The following is a 16619-nucleotide window of genomic DNA, read 5'->3' as shown; positions in this document are numbered from 1 at the left end:
ACGCACGCTGCGCCCCGGCCGGGGCCGCCGGTCTCAGGTCCGGACGTGGCGCTCGATGTCCTCGTTGAAGGTCTCCAGGGCCTGCGCCGTGAGGGTGGGGCGCGTGGCGGCGATCGCCGCGAGGAAGTCGTCGGTGCCGGCGGGGATCCCGGCGCGGTGGGTGATCTCGTTCTCGAAGGCCTGCTGGGAGCCCTTGCGGGCGGCGTACTCGATGTCGGCGGGGGTGAACATCTCGCTGGCGGTGACCAACCTGTCGAGATCGACCCTCTGCGCGGTGGGCCCGAGGTAGCGGCGCCAGATCGCCTCGCGCGCGACGGCGTCGGGCGGACCGACGGGGATGATGTAGTCGAAGCGGCCCGGGCGCAGGAACGCCGAGTCGAGGGTGCGCAGCGAGTTGGTGGCGCAGACGAGCAGTCGGTCGTCGTGGTCGCGGAACGCCGGGATGAGTTTGAGGAGTTCGTTGGTGACACCGTGTCCGGGGTCGACGGCGGTGCCTGAGCGGGCAGCGGCGATCTCCTCGACCTCGTCGATGAAGAGCAGCACGCTGTCGAGTTCGGCCAGGTCCGCGAAGACCTCGCGCAGGGAGGCGGCGAGGGCCCCGTCGGCGTCGGCCGCCAGGCGCGAGGGGAAAAGTTCCACGAACGGCCAGCCCAGTCGTGAGGCAACCGCCTTGGCGAACGTGGTCTTCCCGGTTCCGGGCGGACCGAAGAGGATGACCGCTTTGGGTGGGCGGACTCCGTAACGCTCGGCCAACTCCGGTTCGGTGAGCGGGAGCACGATCCGTCGTTCGATGGCGTCCTTGGCCGCGTGCATACCCGCGAGCCGCTCCCACAGGCCGGGCGGCATGACCCGGCCGCCGAGCTGGGCGAGCAGCCCCGCGTCTCCCGCGTCCAGGTGTTCCAGCTTCTCGTAGTAGACCAGACCGCTCACCTGGCGGTAACCGGAGTTCTCCAGGGCCGCCGTCCCGGTCGAGCCCGGGGTGAGGACCGCGCTGAACCGCCGCACTCCCTTCGCTCGCAGACGTTGTTCGATCTGGGTGATCAACGCGCTGCCCAGGCCACGGTTGCGCCACGCGCCGGACAGGGCGACGATCATGATCCATCCGCGCTCGCCCTCGGCTCGGGCGACCGCCATGCCGACCAGCTCCTCCCCGACCAGGGCGACCACGGCCGGCTGGCCCGCGCGGGCCGCGGCGACCACGTCGGAGACGGGGAAGACGGGGAGGGACAGGTCGGTGTGCCGGCCCTGGTCCCACAGCTGGATCGCCCGGTCCAGGTCGTCGTCGTGGAAGTCCCGCAGGTGCCACACTGGCACGGCTTCCTCCTCGGCCCCCGAGCCCCTGCACGGCCCCGGTGCGCTGCGCCCGCGAAGGCTGTCCTTCGTCCCGGGTCCCCCTCGGGGCCATTGTCCGCGCGGCGGTCGCGGCGGGCGACCAGAACGCGTCGGGCCGGCCCGCCGCCCGTAGCGGTACGCAGTCGGGCGGTGACCGCCGAAGCTGCGGCCGGACGGGAGCCGCAGGACGGCCGAACGACAGGGCGACCGAACGGCCGGCCGTCAGACGTCCGGCCCAGCTGCACAGGCGCCCATCACACCGGACTGGTGAGCTGTGCGGGGAGTCCACGACCCGACCACCACCCCGATCGGGCTCCCACGGCTCCTGGAGGAGGACTTCGTGGCTGGGAGACCGACGAGTGGCCGGTGATCTACTCCCAGGTGATGGCCGCCGACATCCTCACGCTGGCCGGACCGGTGTGGCTCGGGGACAACTCCTCCGTGATGAAGAAGGTCATCGAGCGGCTGTACGCCTGCTCGTCGATCCTCATCACGGCGCCCGATCGTCAGCGTCAGCTGAGTTGCTCGACCCGTCCACGGCGCCGGTCGCCCGCGGCTTCACCCCCGACAGCCGTCCGGCCCCAGGCTTGCGCACACGGTGAAACCCTTGTAAGAGCAACCCTGTTGGCGGCTGGAGATTGACCGGTCAGAAGTCCAGCACCTCGCGGTCGAGCGGGTACTGGGCACGGTGGGGGCCGTCGTACGGTGAGGGTGTGATCGGGAGGACGCCGGTCGGTTGCAGGCCCAGGTTGTCGTCCCAGATCCGGGGTTCGACCTGTCCGAGGACGCGGAAGCTCCGGAAGGTGAACGGCGGGCTGTCGGTCGGGAAGAACTCGGCCGTGGTCATCACCTGGAAGTGCAGGTGGGGCGTGGTGGAGTTGCCGCTGTTGCCGATCAGTCCGAGGACCTGGCCGGGTTCGACGCAGTCGCCCTCCCGGACGTCGAGCGTGCCGGCTTCGAGGTGGGCGTAGAGCAGGTAGCGGCCCGGTGCGACTTCCAGGGTGATGTGGTTGCCGACGGTGTCCTCGATCGGCGGGACGGGCGGCGTGACGGGCGGCGGGTTGTCCGGGATCCCGTCCTGGACCTCCACCACTCTGCCGCCGGCCGCGGCCACGACCGGCTGGCGGTAGCTCAGGTAGCTGGTGAGCCGCGCGGGGTCGCCCTCCCAGGCCTGCCCCTGCTCGCCGAGCCGGTACCAGTCGATCGCGAAGCGCTGCGGCACGTCGAAGCGGCCGTTGATCGGGGCGAGTCCTCGCCGGTGGTGGGTGTTGCCGCAGCAGGACTCGCTGGCGTACCAGGTGCCGGGGCGGACGGGCGCGTTCAGGTTCAACGGCGCGGTGCGGGAGGTCGGGGTGGCCTGCACCGTCTCCTCGAACGCGGACGGGCCGGAGGGGGTCAGGACGGCACCCGAGAGGTGGTGTTCGAGGACCTCGGGCACCGGCTGACCGCGGTCGAGGGTCAGGTCGAGCCAGATGATCCACTGCTGGGAGCCCTGGATGACGGTCGGCGTGGGCCCCGGCGGCGCCGGGGTGTACGCGTCCGCACCGGGCAGGGGGTCGCCCACCGGATTGGCGGCGTCGGCCAGCGGCTGCCCGCTCAGCGAGCCGATGACCCGGTGGGTGCGGGCGTCCTGGACGTCGACCCGGTCGAGCCGCAGCGGGGTGCTGCTGGACAGTGCGCTCGTGGTGAGCAGTTCGTACGAGAGGTGCGTCCTGCCGTCCGTGGCGTCGAACGGCGTCGGCTCGGTCATCACCGCGGCCGTCAGCGGCGTGAACTGGGTGCCGGGTGCCAGGGCGGCCGCGCCGGTCCCGAATCCCGGTCCCGCGGCGGCCACCAGTACGGCGGACGCGAACACGGCGGCGGCGCGTCCGCGACGTCGAGGGCTGCGGACGGTGCGGTTGCGAGGGTCGCGCTCTGCCATTGTGCTCTTTCGTCCGTCGGGCCCGGGGCCGTGAACGACGCCGGTACGCCCCGCACCGCGGCGCAGGCTCATGTAACCGGGCGGCCCGCCGCTTCGGCCGGAGGCCGCCGAAGTCGGCTGCCGAACTACACCCGTCCAGCCGCATCGGCAGTCCGACAGGCTGCCGGGGGACGGTGCCGGAGGCTCCGTGATGTCCGAGGCCGTGTACGGTGTCCGTCCGCCCGGCAGGCCGGTCGCTCTGCAGCGTGCTGCGGTCAGTGCTGGTGGACGTGTTCCGTCGTCGTCATGAGCGGGCCTCCGTCGGCAGCGCCTGTTCGAAGCGCAGGTACCGGTCCACCGACCGGGCCAGGACCTCGTTGCCGTCGCTCGTGACGACGCGGTCCCACCACGCCCCGTAGATCCGCTCGAAGTGGTAGCCGGCGAGCAGTTCGCCGGCAGCGCGCACGGCGTCGGGGCGCTCCGGGATGTGGTTGGCGTAGCTGTACATGATCGTGACCCAGCGGCGGTCCGGGCAGACGTTGACCACGTCGCCGGTGAACAGCGCGCCCTCCCCCGTGTTCCGGTGCATGACCGTGCTGCCCGGGAAGTGGATTCCGGGGTTGATCAGCGTCAGTTCGTCGGTCAGCCGATGGGTCCGGCCGTTCCAGAAGTGCAGGGCGGGGTCGGGGCGCCCGACCCACTGCCGGTCGGCCTCGTGCAGGTACACGGGTGCGTCGAAGGCGTGGGCCCACTCGACGACGGCGGAGTAGAAGTGCGGGTGGCTGACGACGATCGCGTCGATCCCGCCGGCCTTCTCCACCTCGCGGATCACCGCGTCGTCGAGGTAGGGCACGCAGTCCCACAGCACGTTGCCGCCGGCCGTGCGCACGAGCAGGGCCCGCTGGCCGATGGCGAAGGAGGGGGTGCAGCCGATGCCGAGCACGTCCGGGCCCTGCTCCTCGAAGCGTCCCTCGTGGCCCTCGGCACGCAGTTCGGCGAGGCTGGTCCACTGCTGGCCGTCGGCCCCGACGTACTGGCGTTCGTCCAGGCAGACCGGGCAGTCGGGGCGGGTGGCGGCGTACTGGGTGCCGCAGGTGCGGCAGATGGGCAGGGTGCAGCCGGTGAGGTCAGCCACGGTCGCCTCCCGTCAGCTCGGCCGGCGCGGCCGGCGCGGCCAGCTCGGTCAGGACGTACGGTCGGCTGGGCCGCCAGCCCAGCTCGGTGACGGCGCGGCGCCCGGACACGACCTGGTTCAGCGCCAGGGCCTCGGCGAACGGGGCGCCCACGACGTCGGCTGCCTGCTCCTGCGGCCAGGTCTCGGCCCGGCCGGTGCCCCCCGCGGCGATGTCGGTGGCGGCGGCGAGCGCGGCGACCGGCACGGCCTCGTGGGCCACGCCGTGCAGCAAGCTCCCCGGCTCGGCCTTGGTCAGGGCCAGCACGAACAGCTCGGCGAGGTCGTCCACGTGCACCATCGGCCAGCGGGTGGCCGGCGAGCCGACGTACCGGCCGGTGCCGTGCTCCTTCGCCCAGCCGGTCATCAGGCCGGGTATGCCGCCGCCGTGGCCGTAGACGATGCCGGGCCGCAGCACCACGGCGCGCACGTCCCCGGCGGCGGTCGCCAGGACGCGCTGCTCGATGCGCGGGCGGTAGCCGACGATGGCGATCGCGTCCGCGGCGGCGTCCTCGTCGACCGCGGTGTCCCCGGTGGCGCCGAGCACCCACACACCGCTGGTGTACACGAACGCCCGCCCGGTGCCGCGCAACCGCTCGGTCAGCGCGTCGACGGCCGCCGCGTCCGCCGTCTCGTCGCCGGTCGGCGTGGCGAGGTTCAGCACGGCATCGATGTCATCGGTGACGGCGGCCCGCAGCGAGGCCGGGTCGCCCAGATCACCCACGCGTGACGCCGCGTCGGGGCCGAGCCGCCCGGCGTCCTTGACGAAGTGGACCACTTGGTGGCCGTCCGCCGTCAGCCGCCGTGTCACGGCGGACCCGATGTAGCCGGTGGAACCCAGTACGAGTACCTTCACGTTTCTTCCTTTCGAATGATCGACAGAGGTGCGACAGCAGGGGTTACGAGGGATCGACGGTGTTCCGCAGCAGCTCCGCGGCCACCGTCGCGCCGTCGGTGCGGATCGCGGCGGCCAGGTCCCTCGCCCGTGCGCGGGTGCCGGGGGTCAGGGCCTCGCCGAGCGCCGCGGACAGGGAGTCGAAGGTCAGCGTCGGACCCTCGTGCACCACGCCGATACCCAGCTCGGCCACCCGGCCGGCCCAGTACGGCTGGTCCGCCATCTGGGGCACCAGGACCTGGGGTGCACCGGCCCGGGCGGCCGTCGTCGTGGTACCGGCGCCGCCGTGGTGCACCACGGCGGCGACCCGGCCGAACAACGCCTGGTGGTTGACCTCGCCGACCGGGAAGCAGTCGCCGTCCTCGTCGGTCGACGCCAGGTCGGCCCAGCCGCGGGAGAGGAGGATGCGGTGTCCCCGGGCGCGGACCGCCTCGACGGCCGCCCGGGCGACGTCCGGCGCGTCGCGCACGGGCATGCTGCCGAAGCCCACGTAGACGGGTGGTTCACCGGCGTCCAGGAAGGCCTCCAGCTCGGCCGGGAGCGGCCGTTCGTCCGGCCGGATCCATGCCCCGGTCTGCACCACGTCGAGGTCCGCCGACTGTGGCCACGGGCTGAGCAGCGGGTCGGCCGCCAGCCACGGACGGTCGGTGAGGACGTGGTCGCGGACGTCGTCCACCGGCGGCAGGCCGATGGCCGCCCGGTGGGTGTCGATCGCCTCGCCGAACAGCGCGTTCAGGTGTTCCGCGTTCTGGTCCCAGAGCACCCGGTTGTCGGTCTCGTCCGGCGGGAGCGGCCGGCCCGGCCACGCGAGCGGCGGGTGGTGCGGCGACGGCAGACAGCTCGGGAAGAAGGCGACGAACAGGTAGGGGATGCCCAGTTCCTCGGCCGCCGCGCGGGCAGCGGCGGCTGCCGGGATCAGACCGGTCGCCACCACTGCGTCGCATCCCTCAGCTGCAGCCGCGACGGATTCGAACGTGGCGGCGACCATCCGGGCCGCGCGCTCGGACAGGCTCTCCGCCGGGGGCTTCGCCGTGCCGGTCACCGCCTTGGTCGCCGTCTCGCGCAGCGACCGGCCGAGCGGCACCAGGGGGATGCCGACGCCGTCCGACAGCTCCGCGAAGTCGGGTGGGGCGCACACGCGTACCTCGGCGCCGAGGTCGCGCAGGGCGGTGCCGAGTCCGAGCATCGGCTCGACGTCGCCGCGCGAACCGTACGCCACCAACAACACACGCATGTCTTGACTCCGGATGGTGTCCGTGGATTCGGCCTCGCCCGGCCGGCTGCCGTCCGAGGTCTTGCTGTAGCCGAGGGCCTCGACGATCAGGCCGTCCCGGACGAGGGTGAGCGTCACGCCGCGGACCGTGTCGGCCGGGCCGTCGCCGAAGCGGCACCGCCAGCGGACGGTCGCCCGCTCACCGGTGATGACGACGGCCTCCGGCTCGTACTGCCTGGTTCGGTCCTCGGCGAGTGCCCGGCACAACTGCAGGCACGCGGCGCGGCCTTCGTAGCGGGCCCCGTCGGGGGCGGGCTGTTTCGTCTCCATCACGCAGTCGTCGGCGAGCAGGTCGACGAGCAGCGAGACGTCGTGGTGGATGAAGGCGCGGTTGAAGCGGTGGACGACGTCGGCCGTGGTGCGGAACGACATGCTGCCTCTTCCCGGGCCGTCAGGCCGGACCGGTGATCGCGTGTTCCGCGGCGCGGCTGACGTGTTCCCACGCCGCCCAGGTGTCCGCCCTGGTACGGGCGATCTCGAAGGCGAGGTCGTAGACCATGCTGCCCAGGAGGAGGCGCAGCGGCGGCTCGTCGCTGTCGACCAGCTCGATCAGCGCGGCCGCGGCGAGCTTCGGATCGCTGTCGACCGAGCCCTCGGCGAACTGCTCGGCCAGCTTCTCCCGGAGCGGCGCGTACGCCTCCAGGGGGCTGGTGCTGTGCATCGCGGTGTAGAGGTCGGTCCAGTAGCCGCCGGGCTGGAGGATGCTCACCTTGGCCCCGAAGGAGGCGGCCTCCGCGGCGAGGGCTTCGCTGAGGCCTTCCAGGGCGAACTTGCCGGCGCTGTACAGGCCGGTGCTGGGGAAGCCGCCCAGGGCGGCGATGCTGGAGACCTGCACGAGGTGACCGGAGCGCTGTTCGCGCAGCACGGGCATGACGGCCTGGCTCACCCAGAGCGCGCCGAAGAAGTTGACGTCCAGCTGGGCGCGCGCCTCGGCTTCGGTGAACTCCTCGACCATGCCCATCGAGAGCATTCCGGCGTTGTTGACGACGATGTCGAGCCGTCCGAAGTGGCCGACCGCCTCGGCGACGGCGGCGAACACGGCGTCCCGTTCGGTCACGTCCAGCGTCAGGGGCAGGACCCGACCGGGGTGGGCGCTCGCGAGCTCGTCCAGCGCGGTCGTGGTGCGGGCGGCGACCACGATGCGGTCGCCGGCCGTCAGGGCTGCCTCGGCGAAGGCGCGGCCGAGACCGCGGCTGGCGCCGGTGATGAACCAGACGCGGCTGGTGGGTCGGGCGGGGGCGTGCACGGTCGGTGCTCCTGTCTTCGGGAGATCGTGAGGGCGCGCCGGGCGGACGCGGCACGCTGTTCAGGCGCGCGGGGCGCTCCGGACGGCGAGAACGGTGAGGAGGGCGAAGAGGGCCCCGGCCGTCAGGACAGCGCTCGTGCCGAGGCCGGTGGCGACGGCTCCGCCGAGCAGGGCCCCGAGGGCGATGGCCAGGTTGTAGACGGAGGTGTTCAGGGCGGTGGCCGCCTCGGCCGAGTCGGGTGCCGCCTTGAGGATCCACGTCTGGACGCCGACGGGCACGCCGCCGAAGGCCAGCCCCCAGCCCAGCAGCAGCAGGGTCCCGCCGACCGGGGTGCGGCCGGCGAGGGGAAAGACCGCGAGGACCGCGGTGAGCAGGACGCTGAGGGTGACGATGGTCGCGCGGACGTTCCGCTCCGCGGCCGCGCCGGCGAGGAAGTTGCCCAGGATGCCGGCGACGCCGAAGCCGAGCAGGAGCGGGCCGATCGCGCCCTCGCCGATCCCCGAGACGGTCCGCAGGATCGGGCTGACGAAGGTGAAGGCGGCGAAGTGGCCGCCGACCAGGAGGAACGTGGCGATGACGCCGGCGCGTACCACGGGGTGGCGGAACTGCTGCGGCAGGGTACGCAGCTGGACGACCTGTCGGGCGGGCGTCGAAGGCAGCAGGAAGAGCAGGCCCACCAGCACGAGGAGGCCCAGTGCGCCCGCGACCACGAACGCGGTACGCCAGTCCGCGAGGCCGCCGATCAGCGTCCCGACCGGTACGCCGAGGACGTTGGCCGCCGTGGCGCCGCCGAAGACCACCGACATGGCCCGGGGGACGAACCGGTCCGGCACCAGCCGCACGGCGAGGCCGGCGGCGAGCGACCAGAAGCCGCCGATGCTGATCCCGATGAGGAAGCGCGCGCCCAGCAGGACGGTGAAGTCGGGCGCCACGGCCGACAGTCCGTTGGCCAGGACCATCAGGGTGATCAGGCCGATCAGCGCGACCCGCCGGTCGAGCCGTCCGATCGCCACCGGGAGCAGCGGCGCGGTGACGGAGGCGACCAGGCCGGGGACGGTCACCATCAGGCCCGCGGTGCCCTCGGAGACGTGGAGGTCTCCTCCGACGAGGGGAAGCAGCCCCACCGGCAGTGATTCGACCGTCACCAGCGCGAACGTCCCGACCGCCATGGTGACGACGGCGAGCCAGCTCGTGAGAGGCACCCGGTCGCCGCCTGACGTGGTGGGCGGCTTCTCGGTGTCGACGATGGTCATGGCACTCCGGTCCGGTAGGGGTTGGGGTCTGCTGACGATCCTTCAGTCGATCGGCGAACCCATCAACGTCCAAGATCAGTAAGATCCGATAAATCGTGCTTATGACTGGGGTTCGGCAGCATGGAAATGCGCGAGATCGAGATATTCCTGACCTTGGCGGAGGAACTGCACTTCGGCAGAGCAGCCGCCCGACTGCACCTCACCCAGGCGCGGGTCAGCCAGGTGATCGCCCGTCAGGAGCGGCAGATCGGGGGTCTGCTGTTCGACCGCTCCAACCGCCGCCAGGTCCGCCTGACCCCGCTCGGCCGGCAGCTGTGCGCCGATCTGCGGCCGGTCCACACGCACCTGCGGGACAGCCTCGAACGTGCCCGGTTGGCGGCCCGCGGCAAGACCGCACGTCTGCGGGTCGGCATGATGCCCTTCAACGTGCCCGACCTGCACCACTACTGGGAGGGGTTCCGCTCCCGCCACCCCGAGTGGGAGCTGCAGATCCGCAGGGCGCCGTACGTCGAACCGTTCGAGCGGCTCCGCGACGGCGACATGGACGTCTTCGTCACCTGGCTACCGGTGGACGAGCCCGATCTCACCACTGGCCCGGTCCTCTTCCACGACCCTCGTGTGCTGGCTGTCGCCGCGGACCACGAACTCGCCGGACGAAGCCAGATCTCGGTCGAGGCGCTGGGGGACTTCGGCCATGCCATGCCCCCCGCGATGCCCGACTTCTGGGAGGACGGCTACCTCTCGTTCTACACGCCCCGGGGCAGAGAGATCGAACGCATCGAGTCGGCCACCAACGCCGATGAGCTGATCCATCTCGTCATCACCGGCGAGATCGTCCACCCTTTCCCGTCGCATGTCACCCGCTACTGGTCCATGTCCCATGTGCAGTTCGTCCCCATTCCCGAGATGGGGACGATTCCCTACGGCCTGGTGTGGCGCCGCGACACCGAGAACGAGCTCATCCGGGCCCTCGCCCGGACCGTCCGCGACATCGGCGCGCTGCACTTCTGAGCGTGACGCGGACGTGCTCCGGCGCGGGGCCGGCCGATCCGTCCGGCGCCACCGCCCGCGGTTCCCGGGGAACGGGGGCGGGCTTCGAGCGCCGGCATCGCACCAGGATGGCCCACCGCTGTCTACGCGAGTAGACCCCGGTCTGCGAATTTCGCGTGACGGGGAGCGGCCGTCGATGCATCATGACGGAATCCGTTGGCCGGGGCTTCGCCATTGACATGTCTCATAGCGGTTTCTGAAGCCGCCAGGCCACTGCCGCAGTTGTGAGCGGGCCCAAGCCACGCGGTAATTGGTCATTTATGATCTTCTTTCGGAAATATTGAAATGTCAGCAACCAATAGCGGACATACGTAAGCGCCCGGAGTCCTGATGCGCTGGGGTGGAGCAGCACCGCCGGTACGGCAAGGCAAGGGAGCAGGCGTGGGCGACGTGGTGGGCCGGAGACCGGACGAGGACACGGCTGCGGGCCAGGGGACGGGCCGCCGGGGTGTCACGGCGGCTGTCGGGACGGTGGAGGAACGCTTCCGCTCCTTGTTGGAGGCGGCGCCGGACGCGATGGTGATCACCGACGACGCGGGGACCATCACCCTGGTCAACGCCCAGACGGAGGCCCTGTTCGGGTACCCGCGCGAGGAACTGCTCGGACGCTCCGTGGAGTTGCTGGTGCCCACGCGCTTCCGGGACCAGCACCACCGGCACCGCGACGAGTACGCCGCGAACCGGCAGGTCCGCCCGATGGGCGCAGGACTGGAACTGCACGGCCTGCGCAAGGACGGCACCGAGTTCCCCGTCGAGATCAGCCTCAGCCCCCTGGAGACCGCGGACGGCCTGCTCTTCTCCGCCGCCGTACGCGACGTCAGCGACCGCAAGGCCGCCGAAGCCCGCTTCCGTGCACTGCTGGAGGCGGCGCCGGACGCGATGGTGATCACCGACGACGCGGGGACCATCACCCTGGTCAACGCCCAGACGGAGGCCCTGTTCGGGTACCCGCGCGAGGAACTGCTGGGACACCCGGTGGAGTTGCTGGTGCCGACGCGGTTCCGGGACCAGCACCACCGGCATCGCAACGAGTACGCGGCCAACCGGCAGGTCCGCCCGATGGGGGCGGGGCTGGAGCTGCACGGATTGCGCAAGGACGGCACCGAGTTCCCCGTCGAGATCAGCCTCAGCCCCCTGGAGACCGCGGACGGCCTGCTCTTCTCCGCCGCCGTACGCGACGTCAGCGACCGCAAGGCCGCCGAAGCCCGCATCAACGAGCTCGCCGCCCTGGTCGAGTCCTCCCAGGACGCCATCCTCGCCAAGACCCTCGACGGCCGCATCACCTACTGGAACGCCGCCGCCCACTCGCTGTACGGCTACACGGCCGCCGAGGCGCTCGGCCGCCATGTCGCCATGCTGGCGCCGCCCGAGCACCGGGAAGACGTCACGGCACTGCTGAAGCGCCTGGGGGACGGCGAGAAGGTCGAGCACTTCGAGACGCTGCGGGTCACCCGCACCGGCCGGCTGATCGACGTGGACGTGACGCTGTGGCCCACCCGGACCGCCGACGGCACGGTGACCGGTGCCTGCGCCATCGTCCGCGACATCAGCGACCGAAAGCGAGCGGAGGCGGAACTCACCGCCCTGTACGAACAGCAGCGGCACATCGCCCTCACCCTGCAGCGCAGCCTGATGGGCACCCCACCCGCCATCCCGGGCCTGGCCACCGCCAGCCGCTACCTGCCCGCTACCCAGGGCGCCGGGGTCGGCGGCGACTGGTTCGACCTCATCCCCCTGGGCGCCGGCCGCGTCGGCGTCCTGATCGGCGACGTCATGGGCCGCGGGCTGGAGGCGGCCGCCGTCATGGGGCAGCTGCGCTCCGCCGCCCACGCACTGGCCAAGACCGGCATGGAACCCCGCCGGCTGATGCAGGCCCTGGACGCGGCCGTCACCGACCTCGAGCTGCCCGACCAGCTGGTCACCTGCTGCTACCTCGTGATCGCCCCGGACACCGGCCAGGTCACGATCTGCTCGGCCGGACACCTGCCCGTCCTCGTCGCCACCCCCGGCGAGACCGTCCGGACGCTGTCGGCCCCCGTGAGTGCCCCGCTGGGCGTCGGCGGCATTCCCCACCAGCAGGCCTGTCTGGCCGTACCCCCCGGCGCCACCCTGCTGCTCTACACCGACGGCCTGGTCGAGATCCCCGGCGGCGACATCGACGCCCGGATCACCGAGTTGGTCGCGACCGTCGGCCGTGCCTTCACCGGCGACAGCGGATTGGAAGCCGTCGCCGACCACGTCCTCTCCGCCGTGCTGCCCGACACCGACGGCCACAACGACGACGTCACCCTCCTCCTGCTGCAGCTTCCCGCCGCCCCGCTGGCCACCGCCGCCACCGACCTGCCCACCGTTCCCTCCTCCGTCGGCGAGGCCCGCGCCTTCCTCACCAAGACGCTCACCGCTTGGGGCTGCATCGAGCGGACCGACGACGCCTGCCTGTTGTTGTCCGAGATCCTCACCAACTCCGTCCAGCACGGCCGGGGGCCGATCGAACTGCTGCTGCGCCGCACCAGCACCGAACTCACCGTCGAGATCGGCGACCGCAGCTCCCAGCTGCCCCACCCCCGCCTCGCCACGAGCGAGGAGGAGTCCGGCCGGGGACTCGTCATCGTCGACGCCCTGGCCGACGACTGGGGGGTCCGCCCCAGCGGCAGCGGCAAGACCATCTGGTTCACCGTCCGGCTTTGAGCGGCTCCGGCGATCCACTGCCTCGAAGCGGGCGCGCGGTCACCTGGTGTCATCGCGCCATCCTGTTCGCGTAACGACCGTCACAAGGGGTGCATCAAGGCCGCAGGCCTTGCGGTGCGGTGGCCGTCCGGGCGAAGGATCTCCGGTTTCCGCGCGCAGGATTCGCCGCGAACCGAAGCTCTGACTTCTGTAGAAGATGCAACATCTTTCACATGACCGGCTTGAAACAATCACTTCAAGCCCTCAGGTCGATCACACATCCAAGCTGTTCGCTCACGACTGGTAGGAATGATTCCGAGCGGGCCGATCGCCACCGGATCGTCCTGACCGGCGCCGACGACGCGTCCGGCAGTCGACGCTGCCGACCGGTCCGCGAAGAACGGGGGGCACGGAAAGTTCTTCACATTCTCCACCTGGGGGGCACTGCCATGTCCGAAGACACCACCACCGAAATCACCCGCCGACGGATGCTGCAAGGCGCCGTCGTCGCGACGGCCGTCGCCGCGGGCACGGTCGCACTGGGCCTCACGGGCCCCGCCGTGGCACCCGCCAGCGGCGCCGACACTGAGGGTGGCGAAAGCTTCGACGAGATCTTCCGCGGCCGCCGCATCCAGGGCATGCCGATGTCCGGCGACGGCCACCACGCGATGAGCGGCTACATGGTGCTGATCGACGGCCGCGAACTGCACATGATGCGCAACGCGGACGGCACCTGGATCAGCGTCATCAACCACTACCAGACCTTCACCACGCCGCGCGCGCTGGTCCGGGCCGCCGTCACCTCCCTGGACGGCGCCGACCTGGCCCCGCTCGCCGCCTGATTCCGGACCGCACTCCGGCCTCCGCACAGACCACCCTCAAAGGAAGAACCATGGCAGTCCGCAAGAGCCAGGCGACCCTGACGCCCGCCGAGAAGCGCGCCTTCGTCAACGCGGTCCTGGAACTCAAGCGCCGCGGTGCGTACGACGCGTTCGTCAGCACCCACAACGACTTCATCATGAGCGACAACGACACCACCGAGCGCACCGGCCACCGCTCGCCGTCCTTCCTGCCCTGGCACCGCAGCTTCCTGCTGCGCTTCGAACGGGCACTGCAGGAGATCGACGCCACCGTCACGCTCCCGTACTGGGACTGGACCACCGACCGCGCCCCGGCCTCCTCGCTCTGGGGCCCGGACTTCCTGGGCGGTGACGGCACCGGCACCGGCGGCCGGGTGACCACCGGCCCGTTCGCGCAGAGCTCCGGCAACTGGACGCTCACCGTCAGGCCCGACACCCGCAACTACCTGATCCGCCGGCTGGGCCAGGGCGGCCAGGACCTGCCGACCAAGGCCGACGTGGACACCGCGCTGGGGATCGCCACGTACGACGCCGCGCCGTTCAACAGCTCCAGCGCCGGCTTCCGCAACAACCTGGAGGGCTGGACGGGCGTCAACGTGCACAACCGGGTGCACGTCTGGGTCGGCGGCACCATGAGCACCGGAATGTCACCCAACGACCCGGTGTTCTGGATGCACCACTGCATGATCGACCGTCTGTGGGCCGCCTGGCAGAGCCGCCACCCGGGCCAGAGCTACCAGCCGGTCCGCCGCACCAGGAACGTGGTCGCCCTGAACGACACCATGAAGCCGTGGAACGACGTCACCCCGGCCGACCTGCTGGACCACACCAAGTTCTACACGTACGACAACGCGTACTGATCCGGCCGGTACGGGCCGGGGACCGGAGGGGCGGCGCCCGGCGACGCCGCCCCTCACCGGGCGTTCGACCGTGGGCCGGAGCCCGCGGGATCCGGGTGCGGCGCGTCCCTCACGCGCCGGTGCCGCGGTCCGGCCGGTCAGGCCCGCAGTTCGGGGAACTGGTCGTCGCGCCACTCCCGGCCGAGGGCCGTGCCCGCGTCCGCCGCCTCCCGCTCCCGCTCCCGGAGTTCGACGCGGCGGATCTTGCCGGAGATGGTCTTGGGCAGTTCGAAGAACTCGACCCGGCGCACCCGCAGGTACGCCGCCAGGTTCTCGCGCGCGTGCCGCAGGACGGCCAGTGCGGTCTCCCGGCTGGGCTCCCAGCCCGGCGCGAGCGCGACGTACGCCTTCGGAACGGCCAGGCGCAGCGGATCCGGGGCGGGCACCACGGCGGCTTCGGCGACGGCCGGGTGCTCGATCAGCACGCTCTCCAGCTCGAACGGCGAGATCTTGTAGTCCGAGGCCTTGAAGACGTCGTCGCTGCGGCCGATGTAGGTGATCCGGCCCTCGGCGTCCCGCACGGCCACGTCACCGGTGCGGTAGTAGCCTCCGGCCGTCACCTCCGCGTTGCGCTCCGGGTCCCCGAGGTAGCCGGTCATCAGGTTGAGCGGGTGCTCGGCGAGGTCGAGGCAGAGCTCGCCCTCGTCCGCGGGCGTTCCGCGGACCGGGTCGACCAGCACCACGGGGACGCCCGGCAGCGGACGGCCCATCGACCCCGGCTTGACCGGGGACCCGGGCGTGTTGCCGACGAGCAGGGTGGTCTCGGTCTGCCCGAAGCCGTCCCTGATGGTCAGCCCCCAGGAGTGCTCGATCCGGGTGATGACCTCCGGATTCAGCGGTTCCCCGGCCGCGACGAGCTCACGCAGCGAGCCCGCTCCGGCCGACAGGTCGGTCTGGATCAGCATCCGCCACACGGTCGGCGGGGCGCAGAAGGTGGTGACCTCGGCCCGGTGCACCTGTTCGACCAGGCGGGCGGCGTCGAAGCGCGTGTAGTTGAAGACGAAGATCGTGGCCTCGGCGATCCACGGCGCGAAGAAACAGCTCCAGGCGTGCTTGGCCCAGCCGGGAGAGCTGATGTTGAGATGGACGTCGCCGGGGCGCAGACCGATCCAGTACATCGTCGTCAGATGCCCGACGGGGTAGGACACCTGGGTGTGCTCGACCATCTTCGGCCGGCTGGTGGTGCCGGAGGTGAAGTAGACCAGCAGCGGGTCCTCGGCCGAGGTCCGCGCCTCGAACGGCGCCGGTGCGTCGATGCGGTACGCCTCGTCGTAGCGGACCCAGCCCGCCACCGGATCACCGACCGCGATGCGCGAGTACGGGCCGGGAACCTCCTCGAACTTGGCCGTGTCCGAGGCGTTGGCGACGACGTGGCGGGCACCGCCCCGCTCGATCCGGTCCGCCAGGTCGGCGGCGCCCAGGGCGGCGGTCGTCGGCATGATGACCGCGCCCAGCTTCATCACGGCGAGCATCGACTCCCACAGTTCGACCTGGTTGCCGAGCATCAGCAGCACCCGGTCGCCCTGCCGCACGCCGTGGGCGGCGAGGTGGTGGGCCACCTGGTCGGAGCGGCGGGCGAGGTCGTCGAAGCTGTACCGCGCCTCGCGGGCGTCCTCCTCGACGATCCACAACGCGGTCGCGTCATTGCCGCGAGCGATGACGTCGAACCAGTCGACGGCCCAGTTGAACCTCCCCTCGATCGTGGGCCACCGGAACTCCTCCAGTGCGCTCTCGTGGCTGCCGGCCGTCCGGAGCAGTGCGTCGCGCGCTGCACGGTAGGACTCGGTGGCGGATTTCGTCGTCACGGCAATCTGCTCCTGTTTCGGGGATCACTGGGTTCAGGGCTGACGGGTTCACGGCTGACGGGTCCACGGCTGACGGGTCCACGCGTACATCCGTGCCACCACCGACGCCGCCCCGCCGAGCGACTGCACGCGGGGCGCCGCGGGTGAGGAACGGCTGCCGGCGCGCGAAACGTCCGGGAGCAGATCCGTCCTGCTCAGGACGAGCACGGCATCGGGGCCTTCCGGTGGTGGGGGCCGGCGGAAGGCCGGTCGGGCGAGTTTTACGTA

12 protein-coding genes and 2 pseudogenes are annotated in these 16619 nt (G+C 71.5%); 5 read left to right on the top strand and 9 right to left on the bottom strand.

Features of this window, described 5'->3' with window-relative positions:
* Positions 1-33 precede the first annotated feature (33 nt).
* Positions 34-1314, bottom strand: coding sequence for an ATP-binding protein (locus tag ABTY56_RS06850; RefSeq protein WP_350627288.1), 1281 nt, complete (start codon positions 1312-1314; stop codon positions 34-36).
* A gap of 360 nt (positions 1315-1674) precedes the next feature.
* Between ABTY56_RS06850 and ABTY56_RS06845 the strand changes: the two are divergent.
* Positions 1675-1821: pseudogene (locus ABTY56_RS06845) on the top strand (flavodoxin family protein); the annotation flags it as partial.
* 157 nt (positions 1822-1978) lie between these two features.
* On the opposite strand, the gene ABTY56_RS06840 reads toward ABTY56_RS06845, so the two are convergent.
* The 7 genes and pseudogenes from ABTY56_RS06840 to ABTY56_RS06810 all read right to left on the bottom strand — a co-directional run bounded on the left by ABTY56_RS06840 (position 1979) and on the right by ABTY56_RS06810 (position 9071).
* Positions 1979-3253 (bottom strand): M23 family metallopeptidase, encoded by a 1275-nt coding sequence (locus ABTY56_RS06840; RefSeq protein ID WP_350627286.1) that lies wholly within the window; start codon positions 3251-3253, stop codon positions 1979-1981.
* A gap of 283 nt (positions 3254-3536) precedes the next feature.
* Complete coding sequence (locus ABTY56_RS06835) at positions 3537-4367, bottom strand: MBL fold metallo-hydrolase (RefSeq protein ID WP_350627284.1); 831 nt, start codon at positions 4365-4367, stop codon at positions 3537-3539.
* Entirely contained in the window at positions 4360-5259 is a 900-nt protein-coding gene (locus tag ABTY56_RS06830; RefSeq protein ID WP_350627282.1) for an NAD-dependent epimerase/dehydratase family protein, read from the bottom strand. The genes ABTY56_RS06835 and ABTY56_RS06830 overlap by 8 nt, the downstream gene beginning before the upstream one ends.
* Before the next feature lie 43 nt (positions 5260-5302).
* A complete protein-coding gene (locus ABTY56_RS06825; protein WP_350627319.1) occupies positions 5303-6532 on the bottom strand; it encodes a glycosyltransferase in 1230 nt (409 codons plus the stop codon).
* 90 nt (positions 6533-6622) lie between these two features.
* Positions 6623-6943: pseudogene (locus ABTY56_RS06820) on the bottom strand (nuclear transport factor 2 family protein); the annotation flags it as partial.
* 19 nt (positions 6944-6962) lie between these two features.
* Positions 6963-7817, bottom strand: a complete 855-nt coding sequence (locus ABTY56_RS06815) for an SDR family NAD(P)-dependent oxidoreductase (protein WP_350627280.1) — start codon at positions 7815-7817, stop codon at positions 6963-6965.
* Positions 7818-7877: 60 nt separating this feature from the next.
* The gene (locus tag ABTY56_RS06810) at positions 7878-9071 is read right to left on the bottom strand and encodes an MFS transporter (RefSeq protein ID WP_350627278.1); all 1194 of its coding nucleotides are present in this window, start codon (positions 9069-9071) and stop codon (positions 7878-7880) included.
* 120 nt (positions 9072-9191) lie between these two features.
* On the opposite strand from ABTY56_RS06810, the gene ABTY56_RS06805 reads away from it, so the two are divergent.
* The 4 genes from ABTY56_RS06805 (at position 9192) to melC2 (ending at position 14508) form a co-directional block, all read left to right on the top strand.
* The gene (locus tag ABTY56_RS06805; protein ID WP_350627276.1) at positions 9192-10082 is read left to right on the top strand and encodes a LysR family transcriptional regulator; all 891 of its coding nucleotides are present in this window, start codon (positions 9192-9194) and stop codon (positions 10080-10082) included.
* 429 nt (positions 10083-10511) lie between these two features.
* Positions 10512-12809: a SpoIIE family protein phosphatase gene (locus tag ABTY56_RS06800; RefSeq protein WP_502893039.1), complete on the top strand. Its 2298-nt coding sequence runs from the start codon at positions 10512-10514 to the stop codon at positions 12807-12809.
* Positions 12810-13237: 428 nt separating this feature from the next.
* Complete coding sequence (melC1, locus tag ABTY56_RS06795) at positions 13238-13630, top strand: apotyrosinase chaperone MelC1 (protein WP_350627274.1); 393 nt, start codon at positions 13238-13240, stop codon at positions 13628-13630.
* 50 nt (positions 13631-13680) lie between these two features.
* On the top strand, positions 13681-14508 hold the full coding sequence (melC2, locus tag ABTY56_RS06790; RefSeq protein WP_350627272.1) for a tyrosinase MelC2: 828 nt from the start codon (positions 13681-13683) through the stop codon (positions 14506-14508).
* Between the two features lie 137 nt (positions 14509-14645).
* Here the strand turns inward: melC2 and ABTY56_RS06785 are convergent, their stop codons facing one another.
* Positions 14646-16352, bottom strand: a complete 1707-nt coding sequence (locus ABTY56_RS06785) for an AMP-binding protein (protein ID WP_350627270.1) — start codon at positions 16350-16352, stop codon at positions 14646-14648.
* Positions 16353-16619: the final 267 nt, after the last annotated feature.

Origin of the sequence: Kitasatospora sp. NPDC097691 (genome assembly GCF_040302665.1) — a bacterium.
Classification (GTDB): Bacteria; Actinomycetota; Actinomycetes; order Streptomycetales; family Streptomycetaceae; genus Kitasatospora.
The sequence above is the reverse complement of the archived record's forward strand: the minus strand, read 5'-3'. Positions and strand labels throughout refer to the sequence as shown.